Origin of the sequence: Cedecea selenatireducens (genome assembly GCF_042138895.1) — a bacterium.
Lineage (GTDB): Bacteria > Pseudomonadota > Gammaproteobacteria > Enterobacterales > Enterobacteriaceae > Cedecea > Cedecea selenatireducens.
Map to the genome: position 1 here is coordinate 38,817 of NZ_JBHIKW010000009.1, position 19,485 is coordinate 58,301.

Here is a 19,485-nt window from a genome sequence, read left to right on the forward strand (position 1 = left end):
GCTGCAAAATAAAAAACCGGCTCAAGATGGCCGGTTTTTTTATGGACGTCAGTTTAAACGTAACAATGTGTGACGGTCGTTACCGTGTGACGACTGTTACTTCACTTCCATTCCTTTTGCCTGTAGGTCGGCATGGTAAGAGGAACGAACAAACGGACCACAGGCCGCGTGGGTAAAGCCCATCGCCAGCGCTTCCGCTTTCATCTCTTCAAACTCATCAGGGCTGACGTAACGCTGCACCGGCAGGTGGTGACGGCTAGGCTGCAGATACTGGCCCAGCGTCAGCATGGTCACGCCGTGACGACGCAGGTCGCGCATCACCTCAATGATTTCTTCGTTGGTTTCACCAAGGCCCACCATCAGGCCGGACTTGGTTGGGATATCCGGATGCGCTTCTTTGAAGCGCTCAAGCAGCTTCAGCGACCAGTTATAGTCCGCACCCGGACGCACGTTGCGGTAGACGCGCGGCACGTTTTCCAGGTTGTGGTTGAACACGTCTGGCGGCGTCGCTGTCAGGATATCCAGCGCGCGATCCATACGGCCACGGAAGTCCGGAACCAGCGTTTCGATTTTGATGGTTGGGTTTTTTTCGCGAATAGCACGAATACAGTCTGCAAAGTGCTGGGCACCGCCGTCGCGCAGATCGTCGCGATCCACGGAAGTGATAACCACATAGCGCAGGCCCATGTCGGCAATCGTTTGGGCCAGTTTTTCAGGCTCGTTGGCGTCTGGTGCCACCGGGCGGCCATGCGCTACGTCGCAGAATGGGCAACGGCGCGTACAAATGGCGCCCAGAATCATAAAGGTCGCGGTGCCGTGGTTAAAACATTCAGCGAGGTTAGGGCAGGATGCTTCTTCGCAAACGGAGTGCAGCCCATTTTTGCGCATCGCCGCTTTAATGCCCTGGATACGGGTTGAGTCAGACGGAAGTTTGATTTTCATCCATTCTGGCTTTCTCAACAGCTCCTGGCGCTCTGTTACCACGTTTTTAACCGGGATCAGAGCCATTTTATCGGCGTCGCGGTATTTAACGCCGCGTTCCATCACAATGGGTTTGCTCATAGGGTGCGTATTCCAGTTGCGGATAATGAAATCAGGCTAATTCAAGCTAAGTTAGGATCTATCAACTATTTTTGAATTAATGGCCGGGAGTATATCATCACGGCCAGGGAGAATCAGTATACCCCAACATGAAATGGAGAAAGAATTGTAAATGGGTTGTTGTTTTGTGCTAAATACCAGGTTAACGGGGATGGTGTTCACCTCTGAAACATCCTGCAAGAGGTGAAAACCACTGGTGCTCAGGCAAACTCGTGGTGGATGGCCTTGATTATCTCCTGCAAAACCGTATCCCGAATGCTGAGTTTGTTAAAATGCATGCTGGTTTCCATCGTCTTATCTGCAAACAGGTCGCAGTCTACCGCACGCAGATTCCAGGTTTCTTTGAACATTTCGTACAGCCGCCAGGGCATGAAGCCTAGCAGATCGCTGCTGCCCAGCAGCGAGGACAGCGTGACATAGTTGTAGCTGCTGAACGCTATCTGCCTGTTAGGCAGGCGCTCGCTAATCTGCTGGCGCAAATCGCGCAGCAGGTCATCCTGCATGATCAGGAAGGTGTGCTCCATGTTTTGCAGATCTTCGAGGGTCAGGCGCTGCTCAAGGCACGGGTGGCCTTCCCGACACACCACGGCGATACTTTCCTGGTACAGCGGCACGCTGGTTATCGTGCGGGCGTAATGGCGGCTGGTATCAATAATCAGGTCGGTCTGAAACTGGCTTAGCTGGGACTCACCGTCGTTAATCGGCACGTTACGAATAAGCAGGTTTGGGTTAACTTTGCGGATCGCAGAATAGACTTTAGGAATAACTAAAGCCCCAATGGACGGCTGGGTCGCAATTGTGATGGTGCGCTGCTGGTCGTTGCTGCTGTTAAAATCCAGCGCGCCAAGAATGGATTCCAGACCCTGGCTGATATATTCGTGCAGGTGCGCCGCATAGGCCGTGGGCGTGACGCCCTGGCCTTTTCGAATGAATAAGGGATCGGGAAAAATATAGCGCAACTTTTGGATAGACTGGCTGATAGCCGAGGGCGTGAGGTTAAGCACTCTGGCTGCATTGACGATGCCTTTATGAATGTAGACGGCCTCAAAAATAGTCAGCAAGTTTAAATCTATGTTACGTAACGTCTTGAATACGGGATAGTTATTTTCGCCATCGCGATCCGCGATTTTTTTCTCAGACAGTGGGTTTTGCCCCATGCCAGGTCTCCGCTAAAAAATAAAGAATATTATATTTATAGATACAAATAGCGCGTTTGGGGGAATTAGCGTAGTTATTTTGCCAACCCAAGCACGAATAAAAAAAATTAAGCGACAGAAAAGGTTTCGGGGCTGTCATATTATTTAAATAATGACGTTTCTAAATTATTCAACGAGTGATTATAACTGATGGGCGGTCGGGCTTTTGCGAAGGGTATTATCAGGCCAGCAAAGGAAACCTGCTGGCCAGTTGATTAATCAGCGGACTGATATTCGTAAGGCGGGTGGTTTAGCAGAGCGATAAAGTTATCTACCAGCCGTGGTTGAACGTCGGCCACGGTAATGCCTTCGACAAAATGGCTGACCTGCGTCATTTCCAGCCCCGCATAGCCGCACGGATTAATACGCAGGAAGGGCGAGAGATCCATATTGATGTTCAGCGCCAGGCCATGGAAAGAGCAGCCCTTGCGAATCCGTAGCCCCAGAGAGCAAATTTTTCGCCCGTCGACATAAACACCAGGCGCGTCCGCACGCGGATAAGCTTCAATGCCGATTTCTGCCAGCGTGTTGACCACGGTTTGTTCCAGCACGGTCACCAGTTCACGAACGCCTAGCTTGCGTCGTTTTAAATTCAGCAGCAGGTACATTACCTGTTGGCCTGGGCCATGAAATGTCACCTGGCCGCCGCGATCGCTTTGGACGACAGGGATATCACCCGGCATCAGCACGTGCTCGGCTTTACCTGCCTGACCCTGTGTGAAGACCTGCGGGTGTTCAACCAGCCAGATTTCGTCGGCCGTGGTTTCATCGCGGGTATCGGTAAAGTCGTGCATTGCCTGCGAGACGGGTTCATAAGGCTGCAGGCCGAGGGGGCGGATCAGGATAGTGTCTTGAGACAAAACTGTGTCTCCAGGAGAAAAAGGTGGTTGGAAGTATATCACAGCAAAAACCCGGCCTGAGCCGGGTCAGAGACGGCAAACAAAGTTAATTGATGTAAATAATCTCGTGCTTTGATCTAATAAAAACAATGAATGCTGCACTCTGGTTTGCCCCAAACGGTCGAAAACCACGTTTTTCGGCTGTTTGTCATCGAGCTAAGACCCGGCCTGAGCCGGGCCGTCGGATTACAGCACCATACGAACGATTTCGATGTTGCCTAATTCTTCGTAAAGGGTTTCAACCTGCTCAATGTGCGTTGCATTGATGGTAATGGAAACGGAGTGGTAGTTTCCTTTGCTGCTTGGTTTAACCTGCGGCGTGTAGTCACCAGGGGCATGGCGCTGCACTACCTCAACGACCAGATCAACCAGCTCCGGTTTCGCCAGGCCCATTACTTTGTAAGTAAAAGAGGTTGGGAATTCGAGCAGTTCGTTCAGTTTGGTTTTCATGGTAGCTCCAGCGTTACGGCAATAAAAATGGTAACTCCCGCCAACGGGCGGGAGTTGCTTTGATACTAAGTATATGGGGTCAACTTCGACACTTTCAAGCGTTCAATAATTAACCGAACCAGTGGTGGAACATCAGTTTGATGTAATCAATGATTCGGCTGAAGAAATTCCCTTCCGGCATCTCTTGCAGCACAACCAGCGGACGCTGCTCGATAGTTTTGCCGTCAAGCTGGAAGTTAATGGTGCCAACAACCTGATTTTTCTGCAGCGGCGCGTGCAGCTCGGAGGTGGTCAGCACGTAGCTGGCTTTCAGATCTTTCATGCGGCCACGAGGAATGGTCAGATAAACGTCTTTATCCACGCCCAGGGACGCGCGATCGTTATCACCAAACCAGGCTGGCTCTGAGGCGAACTCTTTCCCGGCCTTCAGCGGAGAAACGGTTTCAAAGAAGCGGAAGCCCCAGGTCAGCAGCTTTTTGCTCTCGGTTTCACGCCCTTTGTAGGTGTGGCCGCCGAGCACCGCAGAGATCAGGCGCATCTGTCCTTCGGTTGCGGAGGCAACGAGGTTATACCCTGCAGCATCCGTGTGGCCGGTTTTAATGCCGTCTACGTTGAGGCTGGTATCCCACAGCAGGCCGTTACGGTTGGTCTGGCGGATATTGTTGAAGGTGAACTCTTTCTCTTTGTAGATAGAGTATTCGTTCGGAACGTCACGGATCAGCGCCTGGCCGATCAGCGCCATATCACGCGCGGAGCTGTACTGACCTTCTGCATCCAGCCCATGCACGGTCTGGAAGTGGGTGTTTTTCAGGCCCAGGGCAGAAACGTAGCTGTTCATCAGGCTAACGAATGCATCCTGGCTGCCGGCGACGAAGTCGGCCATCGCCACACAGGCATCGTTACCGGACTGCAGGTTAATGCCGCGTACCAGCTTGTTAACCGGCACCTGCATACCCGGCTGCAGGAACATCAGGGAAGAGCCTTTAAACACCGGGTTGCCGGTCGCCCAGGCATCTTTCCCGATGGTGACCATCGCGTTGTCATCGAACTTGCCGGCTTTCATCGCCTGACCGATAACGTAGCTGGTCATCATTTTGGTGAGGCTTGCCGGATCGCGACGCGCGTCGGCGTTGGATTCGGCCAGCACTTTGCCTGAGTTGTAGTCAATCAGGATATACGCTTCTGCATCAATCTGCGGGACGCCCGGGATCATGGTTTTAATATTGAGGTCGTCAGCTTGAGCAGAGGCCATGGCCGCGAAGGCGAGAGCCGAGGTGAGCGCCAGGCGCTTAACAAAACGTGCAGAAAGAGCTGTATTCATGATGAAACTACGACGTCCGTGATGGAATTAAAAAAAGTGCCTTACTATAGCAAAAGCATTTTTGACTGGCATCTGACTTTGCACGTGAGTTTGTTAATGGTCTTTACACAAATTTACGGGCAAGAAACATGCCAGTCACAGCTTTACATAGACGGAGCGTTGGTCACAAAGGATTGCTGTTGCGCTTCCGACATCAGGCGCTGCTGCAGAGCTGTGGCTTCATTTCGGCTGCTGAACGGGCCAAGCTGAACGCGATAAACCGCGCCGTTATGGGACACCGCGCCCGGAACGCCAAACTGCTGGCTCAACTTCTGCTGCCACTGGCTGGCGCGTGCTCCATCGCTGACGGCGCCAACCTGAACAACATAACGCCCGCTGCTGGCAGGGGCGCTGGTTGCCGCCGCGCTACGTTGCACGTGGCCTTGCACAGAACCCGGTGCCGTGACTGGTGCGGCAACGGCGGGGGCAGGTTGTTCAACGATAGGGCCTGGCTGCGGGGCTACCGGCGGAGTGGCCGTCGTCGCTGGCGTAACTGCCGTTGCGGCTGGCTGCTGGGCAGTCGGAGTTGTCGCAGCTGCTGTCGCTGTTGCAGCAGTGTCAGGTGTTTCTATCACCCCCGCCGCAAGCGGCGTTGGTGCACCCAGGAAACCGCTGCTTTGAACCGGTGCACCGGTAGCATCCGCGCTTTGCAGCGTGGAGTTACTGATAGCGCGTACGTCACCTTGTGGGGCTGCTGGCTGTGCAGGGGAGGACACGCTCCCCATACCGCCGGTAAGGTCAGGACGGGCCGGCAACGCATAGGTCTGTTTAGCGATTGTCGTACAGGCGGTGCCCGGGCCGGACATTGTACCGTCCTGCGCGACGATAATTGGGTCGATGCGAACTTTGGTGTTATTCGAGGTATTCAGCCTGTCCGCCGCCGCGCGCGAAAGTGAGATAGCGCGGTCGTTGCCATAAGGGCCACGATCGTTGATGCGTACCACAATCATGCGGCCATTCGCGAGGTTGGTGATTCGCGCGTAGCTTGGGATTGGCAGCGTTGGGTGCGCGGCGGTGAGCGCATTGGCATCAAACGCTTCACCGGAGGCCGTCAGGTTGCTACCCGGCTCGGCGTCATAGATTGCCGCAAAGCCAGACTGGCTGAAGTTGGCCGGATTCTGAACAATTTTGTAGCTTTTGCCGTTGTTCTGGTAATCCTGATTGACCGACGGATTCAGCGGTTCGTAGCGTGGCTCTGCGCCGCTGATTTCGACGACTGGGCCGTTGCACACTACCGGCTGCTGCGGCTGATTAACCGGCTGCTGGCTATCATCATTTGACGAACATGCCGCCAGTAACGCTGCAGCGATGCAGACGCCAGCCCACCGTTTTTGCTTACCCATTGCGCACCTCATCCAGTTACACGCTTTTTGATAACATTTTTCTGTGTGTGTGTATCGACATGACGATACCGAACCCGGCCATCAGAACGATGAGCGCCGACCCCCCGTAACTGACGAGCGGTAACGGCACGCCGACCACCGGTAAGATACCACTAACCATGCCAATATTTACAAATACATAGACGAACAGAATGAGCATCAGTCCGCCGGCCATCACGCGCCCGAAGGTAGTTTGCGCCCGAGCGGCAATAAACAGGCCACGCATGATAAGCAGCAGATAAAGCGCCAGCAGCACCAGAATACCCACTAATCCTAGCTCTTCAGCCAGCACCGCGAAGATAAAGTCCGTGTGGCGTTCGGGCAGGAATTCAAGCTGAGACTGCGTGCCGTGCAGCCAGCCCTTGCCGCGAAGGCCACCGGAGCCGATAGCGATTTTGGACTGAATAATATGATAGCCCGCGCCCAGCGGATCGCTTTCCGGATCCAGCAGCATCATCACGCGAGCGCGCTGGTAGTCGTGCATCAGGAAGAACCACAGGATAGGCACGAAGGCCGCAACCAGCAGCACGGCAACCAGAATAAGCCGCCAGCTCATGCCGGAGAGGAACAGCACGAACAGACCCGAAGCGGCGACCAGAATAGAGGTGCCGAGGTCAGGCTGCGCGGCAACCAGCAGGGTAGGCATGAAGATCAGGATAAGCGCGATGCCGGTGTTTTTCAGCGTGGGCGGGCAAACGTCGCGGTTAATAAAACGGGCGACCATCAGCGGGACGGCAATTTTAGCGATTTCCGAAGGCTGAAAACGGACAAAGCCTAAGTCCAGCCAGCGCTGTGCCCCTTTTGAAATAGCCCCGAAGGCGTCAACCGCGACCAGCAAAATAATACAGAAAATGTAGAGATAGGGCGCCCAGCCTTCATACACGCGGGGCGGGATCTGCGCCATAACGACCATGATAACCAGCCCCATCAGGATCTGGCCGACTTTACGCTCCATCATGCCCATATCCTGACCGCTGGCGCTCCACACCACCAGGGCGCTGAAGACCAGCAGGGCGAGGATAGTCACCAGGAAAGTCGGGTCGAGGTGGATCTTATCCCAAATCGTCTTTTTATTAGGATTGTCAGTCATGCTTATTGATCCTCTGCGGCCGAGGTGGCCGGTGCTTCAGACGGCAGTACCGTGTTGTTATCCCCCAACATGACGTGGTCGAGGATCTGGCGCATGATAGTCCCGACGGCCGGACCTGCGCCGCCGTTCTCCAGAATCATGGTCACGGTGAACTGTGGGTTGTCGTACGGTGCGAACGCCGTCATCAGCTTGTGGTCGCGCAGACGCTCAGCAATTTTGTGTGCGTTATATGTTTCGTTGGCCTTCAGGCCGAAGACCTGCGCGGTACCGGATTTCGCCGCCACTTTGTAAGGCGCATTGGCGAAGTATTTGTGCGCGGTGCCGTTAGGCCGGTTGGCTACGCCATACATCCCGTCTTTAGCGATTTCCCAATAGCCTGAGTGAATGTCGCCCACGGGGGCTTCTGTCGGCTGCTGCCACGGAACCTGTTTGCCGTTTTCCGTGGTGCTCATCAGCAGATGCGGCACGCGAACGATACCGTCGTTAATCAGGATCATCATCGCCTTGCTCATCTGGATTGGCGTTGCTGTCCAGTAGCCCTGGCCGATGCCTACCGGAATGGTGTCACCCTGATACCACGGCTTTTTAAAGCGTTTCAGCTTCCACTCGCGCGTTGGCATGTTACCCGCACGTTCTTCGGAGAGGTCGATTCCCGTGAGGTGACCATAGCCGAATTTGCTCATCCATTCACCTATGCGGTCGATCCCCATGTCGTAGGCGACCTGGTAGAAGAAGGTATCGGCGGATTCTTCCAGCGATTTGGTCACGTTCAGGCGGCCGTGGCCCCATTTTTTCCAGTCGCGGTAGCGTTTTTCCGAGCCTGGCAGCTGCCACCAGCCTGGGTCAAACAGCGAAGTGTTACGCGTAATGACGCCCGCGCTCAGCGCCGAAACCGCCATGTAAGGTTTTACGGTAGAGGCCGGAGGGTAAACGCCCTGGGTCGCACGGTTAATCAGCGGGGTATTCGGGTCGCTCAGCAGGCCGGAATAGTCCTTGCTTGAGATCCCATCCACAAACAGGTTCGGGTTGTAGCTTGGCATTGAAACCAGCGCCAGAATGCCGCCGGTGCGCGGGTCTGTGACCACTACCGCAGCACGGCTGCCCGCCAGCAGGGTTTCGATATACGTTTGAAGCTTGAGGTCCAGCGTCAGATAAATATCGTGCCCTGCCTGGGGCGGCACTTCTTTAAGCTGGCGGATAACGCGGCCACGGTTGTTAACTTCAACCTCTTCGTAGCCCGTCTGGCCGTGCAGGACATCTTCGTAATAGCGTTCGATGCCGAGCTTGCCGATGTCGTGGGTCGAAGCGTAGTTGGCCAGCTTGCCTTCTTTATCCAGGCGCTCAACGTCTTTATCGTTGATTTTAGAGACGTAGCCGATGACGTGGGTCAGTGCGGAGCCATAAGGATAGTAGCGGCGCTTGTAGCCTTTAACTTCCACGCCGGGGAAGCGGTACTGGTTTACCGCAAAGCGGGCAACCTGAACTTCGGTCAGGTTGGTTTTTACCGCTATGGAGGTAAAACGGTGCGAGCGTGAACGCTCTTTTTTGAAGTTGGCGATGTCGTCATCGGTCAGGTCAACGACCGGGCGAAGCGCCTCCAGCGTGTCCTGAACGTTATCGACCTTCTCCGGCATCATCTCAATTTGGTAGATGGTGCGGTTCAGCGCCAGCGGCGTGCCGTTGCGATCGTAGATAATACCGCGGCTCGGCGGAATAGGAACCAGCTTGATGCGGTTTTCATTGGACCGAGTCTGGTAGTCGTTGAAGCGGACGATCTGCAGATTATAAAGGTTGGCGATCAGCACGCCGGTAAGCAGCAAAATGCCGATAAAAGCGACCAGCGCCCGGCGCACAAAGAGCGCAGACTCAGCAGTGTAGTCGCGAAAAGAATTCTGTAATTTCATTCGCTGCTTAGTTTTACCCGCTCAGGTTTACTCACGATGGTAAGGGTGGTTGGTGGTAATGCTCCACGCCCGATAGAGGCTTTCCGCTACCAGCACCCTGACCAGCGGATGAGGCATGGTTAGCGTGGAGAGCGACCAGCTTTGCTCGGCCGCGGCCTTGCAGGCTGGCGCTAAGCCTTCCGGGCCACCGATCAACAGGCTGACGTCGCGGCCATCCTGTTTCCAGCGTTCCAGCTGCGTGGCAAGCTGCGGGGTGTCCCACGGTTGACCGGGGATATCCAGCGTCACTATCCGGTTACCTTTGCCCGCGGCGGCCAGCATCATTTCGCCCTCTTTTTCGAGGATGCGTTTGATATCGGCATTTTTGCCGCGTTTTCCAGCCGGAATTTCTACCAGCTCAAAAGGCATGTCTTTCGGGAATCGACGCAGGTACTCGGTAAAGCCGGTCTGCACCCAGTCAGGCATTTTGGTTCCAACGGCCACCAGTTGCAGCTTCACCCGTTAGCTCCAGAGTTTTTCCAGTTCGTACAGCTGGCGGCTCTCTTCCTGCATGACGTGAACGATAATTTCGCCCAGATCGACAACAACCCAGTCGGAAGCGTTAATGCCTTTCACGCCCATCGGCGACAGGCCAACTTCGCGGGAGGACTGTACAACGTGTTCAGCAATAGACATGACGTGGCGGTTAGACGTCCCGGTGCAGATGACCATGCAGTCGGTGATGCTGGATTTGCCTTTAACATCAATCGCGATGATGTCCTGGCCTTTGAGGTCGTCGATTTTATCGACGATGAAATCCTGAAGTGCTTTACCCTGCAAGTGTTCCCCCTGAGAGAATAAGAGTGTGTGGTTTGGCCCGTAAATAACCCTATACCCAACAGGGCAGGCGGCTTTGGCTGAAAAATTGGCCGGCCAGCGCGAATCGCGGGGTATCATCCCATTGCACGCCGGAGTTTGCATCGCCATTTTTGTAAAACTATTTCAGAAAAGCCGGATTTACGGGCAGGAAATTATGGCAGCGGAGCATAACAGCCTGAGGGGTGGTGTCAATGGCTGGCACTCCCGGTAAAACATAATAGCGTAAACCAGTACACTTCACTGTCGTTCTCCCCGGTAATTCAGACCAGCCCTGACGCTTAGCGATAAAGCCCGTGCTGGAGAATAAAAGCCAGTACGTCAGGCGGGAGCAGGTCGTCACAGGGCTGATTATTCTCAAGGCGATGGCGAATAGTGGTCGCTGAGATGTCGTAGAGTGGGGTTTGCGCGAGGAAGACTTTTCCTGCCGGCTGCTGATGTAATGTTTCGACCGAATCCGTTACGTTTTGTGCGAGCCACGCCTGCTGCTCGGGTGTTTCCATGGTTAACGGATAGCCTGGCCGCTGGGTGACCAGCAGATGGCAAAGCGTGAGCAGCGTTTCCCAACGGTGCCAGCGGTGCAGGCTGAGTAAAGAGTCCTGACCGATAATAAAGGCCAGCGGCTGCTTCGGCCCCAGTTCAGCCCGGAGCAGTTCCAGAGTTTCCACGGTCCAGGATGGCGTAGTGCGAGTCAGCTCTCGGTCATCAAGGATAAACAACGGATTACCGGCTATCGCCAGCTCAATCATCTCTTTGCGCTGCTCGCTGCTGGCTTTCGGCTGTGGACGATGAGGTGGCACATTATTCGGCATGATGGTGACGCTTTTCAGCTTCACCAGGCGTGCCAGGGCTTCAACCGATTTCAGGTGGCCGTAATGGATAGGATCAAAGGTCCCGCCGTACAGCGCCAGAAGAGAAGTGTCAGGCATCAATAAAGATTTCCGGTAAAGCTTTATGGCAGATCAACAAGGAAAGGCCTTCGAGATCGTCCCAGACAGACTGCCCGTAGTCTTTCTTCAGCGTCAGCTCGATGCGCGTCAGTAAACGAACGGCCTGGTAAAGCTGCTCGGCCGATACGCGGTTCAGCGCCTCGGTAACGAGCTGGCGGCGGTTTTGCCACACGCGTTGCTGATCGAACAACGTACGCAGCGGCGTCGTTGCAGACTGGCGTTTGAGATTGACCAGTTGCAGGAGTTCACGCTGTAACGTCCGCAGCAGAATGACCGGCTCGCTGGCCTCCAGCCGAAGCTGTTGCAATATATGCAGCGCTCGTTTGCTCTTACCGGCGAGCAGGGCATCTACCCAGTGAAAAGGCGTGAAGTGGGCGGCATCATTCACCGCCTGTTCGACGCGCGGCAGCGTGAGTTTGCCGTCTGTCCAGATAAGAGAAAGCCTTTCCAGCGCCTGAGAAAGCGCCAGCAGATTGCCCTCATAGCAGTAGCAGAGCAGCTGATTAGCCGCATCGTCCAGCGTCAGGTTCATCTGTTTTGCGCGCTGGGACACCCAGCGGGGCAGGTTTGCCTGTTCAGGCGTCTGGCAGGTGACGAGCACGGAGCGGTTTGCCAGTTGGGTAAACCAGGCAGCATTCTCCTGCGCTTTCGTCAGCTTATTTCCACGAACCAGCAGCAGGATGTCGTCATGAAGCAGGCTCACCAGCGTTTCCAGCTGCGCGTTAATCGCCGCATTCGGGCCGTTTTCCGGCAGCAGCAGGAGCAGCGTCTGGCGGCTGGCGAAAAGGCTCAGGGCCTGGCAAATGGAAAATAACGCCTGCCAGTCTGTGGAGGCATCAATCTGAACGGTGTGATGTTCTTCAAAGCCCTGTAGCTGCGCGCTTTTGCGGACAGCATCCTGGCTTTCCTGCAGTAAGAGAGGATCGTTACCTGACAGCAGATACGCCGCGCGCAGCCCTTCATTGAGCTGCGCGTGGAGTTGTTCCGGATACACTCGGATCATTTGCTAACAGGGGTTGCCGGCAGAGTGGTGGATACCCGGCCAGCAGGAGCCGGAGCGACCGATTTTTGTGCACTAACCGGTTTTTCCTCATCCTTTGTTGCTTCAAGATCTGCAGCGTGAACGGCCAGCAGTTTGCGGATCAGCTGTTGGGCAACGTTGGTGTACATCTCTTTGATAATCAAATCCTGCTCGGCGTCTTTCGCCAGCGCAGTCAGCGGGTTATCAAAGAACGAACGGTAGGTCTTCGCGCTGATCGGATAAATGTCATGACCCGGGATCAGGACCTGGGCATTAACAATCATCACCATCTGGTATTCCGCGGTCTGACCGTTCTGGAACACCGAAGCGGTATCCTGGCTGAGGCCTAAAGCACCCACGCGCAGGGACGGAATATCCTTGCGGACGCCAGTGCCGGTATCGTCCACAATCGTGACGCCGTTTAAGCGTAGTTGCTTACGGATTTCACGCGTTAACGGGCCGTTAGGATCGCCAGAGTTGAGGATCAGCGTCTTCATCTCTGAGGGAACCTGCGTGTTGCCACGCAGGTGAAAACCACATCCGGCGGTGACCAGCACCGCCAGGGTTACTAACAGGGTGACAAAGGGATGTCGCACGCTTCCTCCTGCGCTTAGCCCACAACCAGGTTGAGCAGTTTACCCGGGACGTAAATCACTTTACGCACGGTTACACCCTCAAGATATTTCGCGACCAGGTGTTCCTGACCGGCGCGCTCGCGCACCTGTGCTTCGGTGGCATCAGCAGGCACGGTCACTTTACCGCGCACTTTGCCGTTAACCTGAACCACGACCAGACGAGAGTCTTCAACCATTGCCTGCTCGTCAGCCTGTGGCCACGGCGCGTTGTCCACATCGCCTTCACCGCCCAGCGACTGCCACATGTCGAAGCAAACGTGCGGGGTGAACGGATACAGCATGCGCACAACGGCCAGCAGCGCTTCGTTCAGCAGAGCACGATCCTGCTCGCCGTCCTGCGGCGCTCTTGCCAGCTTGTTCATCAGCTCCATGATGGCAGCGATGGCGGTGTTAAAGGTCTGGCGGCGGCCGATATCGTCGGTCACTTTGGCAATTGTTTTATGCACGTCGCGGCGCAGTGCTTTCTGATCTTCGCTCAGGGCGGCGATGTCCAGCGCAGGCGCGGCGCCACGGTTCGTGTGTTCGTAGACCAGTTTCCAGACGCGTTTCAGGAAGCGGTTTGCGCCTTCTACGCCGGACTCTTGCCACTCAAGCGTCATATCCGCCGGTGAAGCAAACATCATAAACAGACGAACGGTATCCGCGCCGTAGCGTTCAACCATCACCTGCGGGTCGATGCCGTTGTTTTTCGACTTCGACATTTTGCTCATGCCAGCATAGACCAGTTCACGGCCTTCTGCGTCACGTGCTTTTATGATGCGGCCTTTCTCGTCGCGCTCAACGATGGCGTCTACCGGGGAAACCCAGTTACGCTCGCCGTTAACGCCGGTGTAGTAGAAGGCATCCGCCAGCACCATACCCTGGCACAGCAGCTGTTTAGCCGGTTCGTTAGAGGTCACCATTCCCGCGTCGCGCATCAGCTTGTGGAAGAAGCGGAAGTAGAGCAGGTGCATGATGGCGTGTTCGATACCGCCGATGTAGATATCGACCGGCAGCCAGTAGTTGGCCGCTTTGGAGTCCAGCATGCCTTTATCGTACTGTGGGCAGGTATAGCGCGCGTAGTACCAGGAAGACTCCATAAAGGTGTCGAAGGTATCGGTTTCGCGCAGCGCAGGCATGCCGTTGACGGTGGTTTTGGCCCACTCAGGATCGGCTTTAATTGGGCTGGTGATACCGTCCATAACCACGTCTTCCGGCAGAATAACCGGCAGCTGGTCTTCAGGCGTTGGCATCACGGTGCCGTCTTCCAGGGTCACCATCGGGATTGGTGCGCCCCAGTACCGCTGACGGGAAACGCCCCAGTCGCGCAGGCGGAAGTTCACTTTACGTTCGCCTACGCCTTTGGCTGCCAGCTTATCGGCAATCGCGTTAAACGCCTGCTGGAAGTCCAGACCGTCGAATTCGCCGGAGTTAAACAGTGCGCCTTTCTCGGTCATTGCGGAGGCGGAAAGATCCGGCTCGCTGCCGTCGGCATTCAGAATAACCGGCTTGATTGACAGGCTGTATTTAGTGGCGAATTCCCAGTCGCGCTGATCGTGACCCGGAACGGCCATCACTGCGCCGGTGCCGTATTCCATCAGCACGAAGTTGGCCACCCAGACCGGAACGCTTTCGCCGGTCAGCGGATGAATGGCGTTGATGCCGGTAGCGACGCCTTTCTTCTCCATGGTCGCCATGTCGGCTTCGGCCACTTTGGTGTTCCGGCACTCTTCAATAAATTCGGCAAGCGCTGGGTTATTTACCGCAGCCTGCTGAGCCAGAGGGTGACCGGCGGCAACGGCCAGATAGGTCACACCCATAAAGGTATCAGGACGCGTGGTGTAAACGGTCAGCTTCTCGGCGCTATTTTCAACGTCGAAAGTGATTTCCACGCCTTCGGAGCGGCCAATCCAGTTGCGCTGCATGGTTTTGACCTGATCTGGCCAGTGGTCCAGCGTATCCAGGTCGTTCAGCAATTCGTCGGCGTAGGCGGTGATTTTAATGAACCACTGCGGGATCTCTTTACGCTCAACCTTGGTGTCACAGCGCCAGCAGCAGCCGTCGATAACCTGCTCGTTCGCCAGCACGGTCTGGTCGTTCGGGCACCAGTTAACCGCGGAGGTTTTTTTATAAACCAGACCTTTGTTATACAGCTGAGTGAAGAACTGCTGTTCCCAGCGGTAGTACTCAGGCGTACAGGTGGCCAGTTCACGGCTCCAGTCGTAGCCAAAGCCCAGCGTTTTCAGCTGGTTCTTCATGTAATTAATGTTGTCGTAGGTCCACGGGGCTGGCGCAGTATTGTTTTTTACCGCAGCGCCTTCAGCCGGCAGGCCGAACGCATCCCAGCCAATCGGCTGCATGACGTTTTTACCCAGCATGCGCTGGTAGCGCGCGATAACGTCGCCGATGGTGTAGTTACGGACGTGGCCCATATGTAGTCGGCCGGAAGGATAGGGCAGCATTGAGAGGCAGTAGTATTTCTCTTTGCCTTCGTCTTCGGTCACTTCAAAAGTACGGTTCTCTTGCCAGTGTTGCTGGACGTTGGATTCTATCTCTTCCGGGCGGTATTGCTCTTGCATGGCAGCCAGTAGTCCTGTTAATGAAAGACGGCTACGAAAAGTAGCCTTTAATGAATTCGAGCTCAGATCGCCATAGCATAGCCGATTAGACAGCGGCAAAACAGCCTTTCAACGCCCTCAGTGACCATTTCGCCGTTACGGGATGCTTGCAGTTTTTTACCCAGGGTGTGGCTAAACTAACAAAGCGTTGCCGGATTAAGGTCTACTATTAGAGTCAGTTACCACACCGCGAATGCAGGAATCCTTCAAGGAGGCAGGCTAACGATGAACAAGGTTGCTCAATTTTACCGGGAACTGATTGAATCGCTGAGCGAACGGTTGCGCAAGGGCGAGCGTGATATCGACGCGCTGGTTGCAAGCGCTCGCAAGCAGATGAATGACACCGGCGAACTGACCCGAACGGAAATAGAAGAGGTGACGCGAGCGGTACGGCGCGACCTCGAAGAGTTCGCGCGTAGCTACGGTGAAAGCCAGGAGGAATTTACCGACAGCGTCTTTATGCGGGTGATTAAAGAGAGCCTGTGGCAGGAGCTTGCAGACATTACCGATAAAACCCAGCTGGAATGGCGGGAAGTGTTTAAAGACCTTAGCCACCACGGCGTGTATCACAGCGGTGAAGTGGTAGGGCTTGGAAACCTGGTGTGTGAAAACTGCCATCATCACATCGCGATTTATACCCCGGACGTGCTGCCAGTTTGCCCAAAATGTGGGCACAACCAGTTTCACCGTCGCCCGTTTGAACCTTAAAAAAAAGCCTTCCCGTTTGGGAAGGCCTTTTACCTGGATTAGGCAATTTGCTTAGTGAAGGATCTTCGCCAGGAAGTCTTTGGCGCGCTCTGACTGCGGATTATTGAAGAAATCGTCTTTGTTCGAATCTTCGACAATTTTCCCCTCATCCATGAAGATAACGCGGTTAGCCACTTTGCGGGCAAAGCCCATTTCGTGGGTCACAACCATCATCGTCATGCCTTCGTTTGCCAGCTCAACCATCACGTCCAGCACTTCGTTGATCATTTCCGGATCGAGCGCGGAGGTGGGTTCGTCGAACAGCATTGCAATAGGATCCATGCACAGGGCACGAGCAATGGCGACGCGCTGCTGCTGGCCGCCGGAGAGCTGGGCCGGATATTTATCGGCATGTGCGGAAAGCCCTACACGCTCCAGCAGCTTTAACCCTTTGGCGCGAGACGCGGCTTTATCACGCTTCAGCACTTTGACCTGGGCAAGCGTCAGGTTTTCGATAATCGACAGGTGCGGGAACAGCTCGAAGTGTTGGAACACCATGCCGACGTGCGAACGCAGCTGCGCCAGATTGGTTTTCTTGTCGTTAACCTGAGTACCGTTAACCAGAATCTCGCCTTTTTGCACCGGCTCCAGGCCGTTGACGGTTTTGATAAGCGTGGATTTGCCGGAGCCGGAAGGCCCGCAAACCACCACCACTTCGCCTTTTTTCACTTCGGTGGAGCACTCGGTCAGCACCTGAAAGTGACCATACCATTTAGAAACATTTTTCAGGGTAATCATTACACAGTCCTTTTCTTCAAGTAGCTGACCAACAGCGATGCACTGAGGCTAATCACAAAATAGACCAGGCCGGCAAACAGGATCATTTCGACCTGAGTTCCGTCACGCTCGCCGATAGTGGAGGCGGTACGGAAGAAGTCGGCCAGGCTTAAAACGTACACCAGAGAGGTGTCCTGGAACAGCACGATCCCCTGGGTTAACAGCAGTGGCACCATGGCGCGGAAAGCCTGCGGCAGGATGATGAGCTTCATCGACTGCCAGTGGGTCATGCCCAACGCCAGCGCGGCGTTTGACTGCCCTCTGGAAATACTCTGAATGCCGGCACGGATGATTTCCGAGTAGTAGGCGGCTTCAAACATTGAGAAGGCAACCATCGCGGAAATCAGGCGAATATCGGTCTTTGGCGACAGGCCGAGCACCGATTGCAGGAAGCCCGGGACCACCAGATAGAACCAGAGCAGCACCATGACCAGCGGCACGGAGCGGAAAACGTTCACGTAGACGGTAGCGAACCATGCGATCGGCTTGAAGCTCGACAGGCGCATGACCGCCAGCAGCGTGCCCCAGACAATACCAATCACCACCGCCGTAACGGTGATTTTGAGGGTAATGACCAGGCCCTGCATCAGGAAAGGCAGGGCAGGCAGAATAGAACTCCAGTCAAAATCGTGCATTATTTGCCCCCCATATTGCCAGGCAGGCGAATTTTACGTTCGACTATATACATCACGCCCATGATGACGGCGTTGATCAGTACATAGGCAAGGGTAATCGCCGTAAAGGATTCATAGGCGTGTGCCGAGTAATCCAGCAGTTTGCCCGCCTGTGCCGCCATGTCTACCAGGCCAATGGTTGAAGCGATGGCCGAGTTTTTCACCAGGTTCATCATTTCGGAAGTCATTGGCGGGACGATGACGCGGTAGGCGTTAGGCAGCAGCACGTAGCGGTAGGCCTGTGGCAGGGTTAATCCCATCGCCAGCGCGGCGTTCTTTTGCCCGCGAGGCAAAGATTGGATAGCCGCACGAACCTGTTCGCAAACGCGAGCGGCGGTAAACAGCCCCAGGCAAATCATTGACGAGAGGAAGAACTGAATATTGGGGTCCAGCTCGGACTTAAACCACATGCCGAGGTTTTCCGGCAGCAGTTCAGGCACGACCAGATACCAGGTGAAGAATTGCACTATCAGGGGAACGTTGCGAAAGAGTTCAACGTATAGCGTACCGAGCCCGGACAGGAATTTGTTAGGGACCGTACGCAAAATACCAAACAGAGACCCTACCAGAAAAGCAATGATCCATGCGGTAATTGACAGGGCGACGGTGACCTGGAAGCCATTCCAAATCCAGCCCAGATAGGTTGTGTTGCCGAACGGGGCGGGCTGTAAAAAGATTCCCCAGTTCCAGTCTATAGACATAACTTACTCCGAGAGAAAAAAAAGAGGGTAGCTCAGGCTACCCTCGAAGATTGATGAGAAGCCGGCGCCTTTAAGCAGATCTTTGCCTGCGTTTTGGGCACCTTCACGCTGGTGGGGGAACGACCCACCAACGCATAGTCTGTCCAGGCTTCAGTTCGTCAATCGGGAGGGCGGATTTTTCCGGCCCCTGTGTTTCTAATTAGTTGAGAGCTTTGTCGTTTGGTTCCTTGAACAGCGCTTTCATTTCGTTAGAAAGATCGAAGTTCATGTTGAGGTTCTTCGGTGGAATTGGCTGTTTAAACCACTTATCAAACCATTTGGCGGCTTCACCGGAGGTTTGCGCCTTCGCGATGGTGTCATCCATCAGCTTTTTAAACGCTGGGTCGTCTTTACGCAGCATGCAGCCGTAAGCTTCCTCGGACTGCGGCTTGCCGAGGATCTCCCAGTTATCCGGCTGTTTTGCTTTCGCACGTTCACCGGCCAGCAGGGCGTCATCCATCATAAAGGCAACGGCACGACCGCTTTCCAGCGTACGGAAGGAGTCACCGTGGTCTTTGGCGCTGATAATGCGCATGTCCATTTTCTGCTCGTCGTTCAGCTTGTTGAGCAGAATTTCGGAAGTGGTGCCTGAGGTGACGACAACGGTTTTACCTTTCAGGTCCGGGAAGTCTTTAATTGCACCGCCTTTTTTCACCAGCAGGCGGGTACCGACCACGAAAATAGTGTCGGAGAACGCGGCTTGTTTTTGACGCTCCAGGTTGTTGGTAGTGGAACCGCATTCAAAATCGAAGGTGCCGTTTTGCAGCAGCGGGATACGGTTTTGAGAGGTAATTGGAATCAGCTTCACCTGCAGGTCAGGTTTATTTAGCTGCTTCTTCACCGCTTCCACGATGGCGTTAGAGTAATCCTGAGAGTAGCCAACCACTTTTTGTTGGTTGTCGTAGTAAGAGAAAGGTACAGATGATTCACGGTGGCCGACCACGATAACGCCGTTGGCTTTGATTTTATCCAGCGTTGACTGCTGAGGCTTAGCGTCTTCTGCATGAACCATCGTGGCGCTCATGCCCATCACCAGCATTGCCGTGGCCAGTTTACGTAATTGCATATCCAACTCCTTAATCTTAGTGCCAGAGGAGGCACCGGTAT

General features: G+C 54.7%; 19 protein-coding genes. 1 reads left to right on the forward strand and 18 read right to left on the reverse strand.

Annotated elements, in window-relative coordinates:
* Nucleotides 1-96: 96 nt before the first annotated feature.
* The 14 genes from lipA to leuS all read right to left on the reverse strand — a co-directional run bounded on the left by lipA (nucleotide 97) and on the right by leuS (nucleotide 15,401).
* Nucleotides 97-1,062, reverse strand: a complete 966-nt coding sequence (lipA, locus tag ACE38U_RS15250; protein ID WP_038474741.1) for a lipoyl synthase — start codon at nucleotides 1,060-1,062, stop codon at nucleotides 97-99.
* A 239-nt stretch (nucleotides 1,063-1,301) separates the two neighbouring features.
* On the reverse strand, nucleotides 1,302-2,258 hold the full coding sequence (locus ACE38U_RS15255) for a YbeF family transcriptional regulator (protein ID WP_176982601.1): 957 nt from the start codon (nucleotides 2,256-2,258) through the stop codon (nucleotides 1,302-1,304).
* A gap of 254 nt (nucleotides 2,259-2,512) precedes the next feature.
* The gene (gene lipB / locus ACE38U_RS15260) at nucleotides 2,513-3,157 is read right to left on the reverse strand and encodes a lipoyl(octanoyl) transferase LipB (RefSeq protein WP_375530077.1); all 645 of its coding nucleotides are present in this window, start codon (nucleotides 3,155-3,157) and stop codon (nucleotides 2,513-2,515) included.
* Between the two features lie 225 nt (nucleotides 3,158-3,382).
* Nucleotides 3,383-3,646: a DUF493 family protein YbeD gene (gene ybeD, locus ACE38U_RS15265; protein ID WP_008456041.1), complete on the reverse strand. Its 264-nt coding sequence runs from the start codon at nucleotides 3,644-3,646 to the stop codon at nucleotides 3,383-3,385.
* 109 nt (nucleotides 3,647-3,755) lie between these two features.
* Nucleotides 3,756-4,967 carry a D-alanyl-D-alanine carboxypeptidase DacA gene (gene dacA / locus ACE38U_RS15270; RefSeq protein WP_038474732.1) on the reverse strand — a complete coding sequence of 404 codons (1,212 nt, stop codon included), beginning with the start codon at nucleotides 4,965-4,967 and terminating at the stop codon, nucleotides 3,756-3,758.
* A 143-nt stretch (nucleotides 4,968-5,110) separates the two neighbouring features.
* Nucleotides 5,111-6,349 carry an endolytic peptidoglycan transglycosylase RlpA gene (gene rlpA, locus ACE38U_RS15275; protein WP_375530078.1) on the reverse strand — a complete coding sequence of 413 codons (1,239 nt, stop codon included), beginning with the start codon at nucleotides 6,347-6,349 and terminating at the stop codon, nucleotides 5,111-5,113.
* 16 nt (nucleotides 6,350-6,365) lie between these two features.
* Nucleotides 6,366-7,478: a peptidoglycan glycosyltransferase MrdB gene (gene mrdB / locus ACE38U_RS15280; protein WP_038474726.1), complete on the reverse strand. Its 1,113-nt coding sequence runs from the start codon at nucleotides 7,476-7,478 to the stop codon at nucleotides 6,366-6,368.
* A gap of 2 nt (nucleotides 7,479-7,480) precedes the next feature.
* Nucleotides 7,481-9,382 (reverse strand): peptidoglycan DD-transpeptidase MrdA, encoded by a 1,902-nt coding sequence (gene mrdA, locus ACE38U_RS15285; RefSeq protein ID WP_038474723.1) that lies wholly within the window; start codon nucleotides 9,380-9,382, stop codon nucleotides 7,481-7,483.
* Between the two features lie 27 nt (nucleotides 9,383-9,409).
* A complete protein-coding gene (gene rlmH, locus ACE38U_RS15290) occupies nucleotides 9,410-9,880 on the reverse strand; it encodes a 23S rRNA (pseudouridine(1915)-N(3))-methyltransferase RlmH (RefSeq protein ID WP_008456055.1) in 471 nt (156 codons plus the stop codon).
* A gap of 3 nt (nucleotides 9,881-9,883) precedes the next feature.
* Nucleotides 9,884-10,201 (reverse strand): ribosome silencing factor, encoded by a 318-nt coding sequence (rsfS, locus tag ACE38U_RS15295; protein ID WP_038474720.1) that lies wholly within the window; start codon nucleotides 10,199-10,201, stop codon nucleotides 9,884-9,886.
* Nucleotides 10,202-10,518: 317 nt separating this feature from the next.
* On the reverse strand, nucleotides 10,519-11,166 hold the full coding sequence (gene nadD, locus ACE38U_RS15300; protein ID WP_038474717.1) for a nicotinate-nucleotide adenylyltransferase: 648 nt from the start codon (nucleotides 11,164-11,166) through the stop codon (nucleotides 10,519-10,521).
* Nucleotides 11,159-12,190 carry a DNA polymerase III subunit delta gene (gene holA, locus ACE38U_RS15305; protein ID WP_038474714.1) on the reverse strand — a complete coding sequence of 344 codons (1,032 nt, stop codon included), beginning with the start codon at nucleotides 12,188-12,190 and terminating at the stop codon, nucleotides 11,159-11,161. Before holA ends, nadD begins: the two co-directional genes overlap by 8 nt.
* Nucleotides 12,187-12,804: an LPS assembly lipoprotein LptE gene (gene lptE / locus ACE38U_RS15310; RefSeq protein WP_176982604.1), complete on the reverse strand. Its 618-nt coding sequence runs from the start codon at nucleotides 12,802-12,804 to the stop codon at nucleotides 12,187-12,189. Before lptE ends, holA begins: the two co-directional genes overlap by 4 nt.
* A gap of 14 nt (nucleotides 12,805-12,818) precedes the next feature.
* Nucleotides 12,819-15,401 carry a leucine--tRNA ligase gene (leuS, locus tag ACE38U_RS15315; RefSeq protein WP_375530079.1) on the reverse strand — a complete coding sequence of 861 codons (2,583 nt, stop codon included), beginning with the start codon at nucleotides 15,399-15,401 and terminating at the stop codon, nucleotides 12,819-12,821.
* A 264-nt stretch (nucleotides 15,402-15,665) separates the two neighbouring features.
* Between leuS and ACE38U_RS15320 the strand changes: the two genes are divergently transcribed.
* Nucleotides 15,666-16,148 (forward strand): zinc ribbon-containing protein, encoded by a 483-nt coding sequence (locus ACE38U_RS15320; protein ID WP_038474705.1) that lies wholly within the window; start codon nucleotides 15,666-15,668, stop codon nucleotides 16,146-16,148.
* Nucleotides 16,149-16,199: 51 nt separating this feature from the next.
* Here the strand turns inward: ACE38U_RS15320 and ACE38U_RS15325 are convergent, their stop codons facing one another.
* The 4 genes from ACE38U_RS15325 to ACE38U_RS15340 all read right to left on the reverse strand — a co-directional run bounded on the left by ACE38U_RS15325 (nucleotide 16,200) and on the right by ACE38U_RS15340 (nucleotide 19,444).
* Entirely contained in the window at nucleotides 16,200-16,925 is a 726-nt protein-coding gene (locus tag ACE38U_RS15325) for an amino acid ABC transporter ATP-binding protein (RefSeq protein WP_038474702.1), read from the reverse strand.
* Nucleotides 16,925-17,599, reverse strand: coding sequence for a glutamate/aspartate ABC transporter permease GltK (gltK, locus tag ACE38U_RS15330; RefSeq protein ID WP_038474700.1), 675 nt, complete (start codon nucleotides 17,597-17,599; stop codon nucleotides 16,925-16,927). Before gltK ends, ACE38U_RS15325 begins: the two co-directional genes overlap by 1 nt.
* Nucleotides 17,599-18,339, reverse strand: coding sequence for an amino acid ABC transporter permease (locus ACE38U_RS15335; RefSeq protein ID WP_375530080.1), 741 nt, complete (start codon nucleotides 18,337-18,339; stop codon nucleotides 17,599-17,601). Before ACE38U_RS15335 ends, gltK begins: the two co-directional genes overlap by 1 nt.
* Nucleotides 18,340-18,538: 199 nt before the next feature.
* Nucleotides 18,539-19,444, reverse strand: coding sequence for an amino acid ABC transporter substrate-binding protein (locus tag ACE38U_RS15340; RefSeq protein ID WP_038474695.1), 906 nt, complete (start codon nucleotides 19,442-19,444; stop codon nucleotides 18,539-18,541).
* Between the last annotated feature and the right edge of the window lie 41 nt (nucleotides 19,445-19,485).

Coding starts and splice junctions, on each gene's coding strand:
- lipA (WP_038474741.1), bottom strand. CDS start 1,062: ATGAGCAAACCCATTGTGATGGAACGCGGCGTTAAATACCGCGACGCC.
- ACE38U_RS15255 (WP_176982601.1), bottom strand. CDS start 2,258: ATGGGGCAAAACCCACTGTCTGAGAAAAAAATCGCGGATCGCGATGGC.
- ybeD (WP_008456041.1), bottom strand. CDS start 3,646: ATGAAAACCAAACTGAACGAACTGCTCGAATTCCCAACCTCTTTTACT.
- dacA (WP_038474732.1), bottom strand. CDS start 4,967: ATGAATACAGCTCTTTCTGCACGTTTTGTTAAGCGCCTGGCGCTCACC.
- rlpA (WP_375530078.1), bottom strand. CDS start 6,349: ATGGGTAAGCAAAAACGGTGGGCTGGCGTCTGCATCGCTGCAGCGTTA.
- mrdB (WP_038474726.1), bottom strand. CDS start 7,478: ATGACTGACAATCCTAATAAAAAGACGATTTGGGATAAGATCCACCTC.
- mrdA (WP_038474723.1), bottom strand. CDS start 9,382: ATGAAATTACAGAATTCTTTTCGCGACTACACTGCTGAGTCTGCGCTC.
- nadD (WP_038474717.1), bottom strand. CDS start 11,166: ATGCCTGACACTTCTCTTCTGGCGCTGTACGGCGGGACCTTTGATCCT.
- holA (WP_038474714.1), bottom strand. CDS start 12,190: ATGATCCGAGTGTATCCGGAACAACTCCACGCGCAGCTCAATGAAGGG.
- leuS (WP_375530079.1), bottom strand. CDS start 15,401: ATGCAAGAGCAATACCGCCCGGAAGAGATAGAATCCAACGTCCAGCAA.
- ACE38U_RS15320 (WP_038474705.1), top strand. CDS start 15,666: ATGAACAAGGTTGCTCAATTTTACCGGGAACTGATTGAATCGCTGAGC.
- ACE38U_RS15325 (WP_038474702.1), bottom strand. CDS start 16,925: ATGATTACCCTGAAAAATGTTTCTAAATGGTATGGTCACTTTCAGGTG.
- gltK (WP_038474700.1), bottom strand. CDS start 17,599: ATGCACGATTTTGACTGGAGTTCTATTCTGCCTGCCCTGCCTTTCCTG.
- ACE38U_RS15335 (WP_375530080.1), bottom strand. CDS start 18,339: ATGTCTATAGACTGGAACTGGGGAATCTTTTTACAGCCCGCCCCGTTC.
- ACE38U_RS15340 (WP_038474695.1), bottom strand. CDS start 19,444: ATGCAATTACGTAAACTGGCCACGGCAATGCTGGTGATGGGCATGAGC.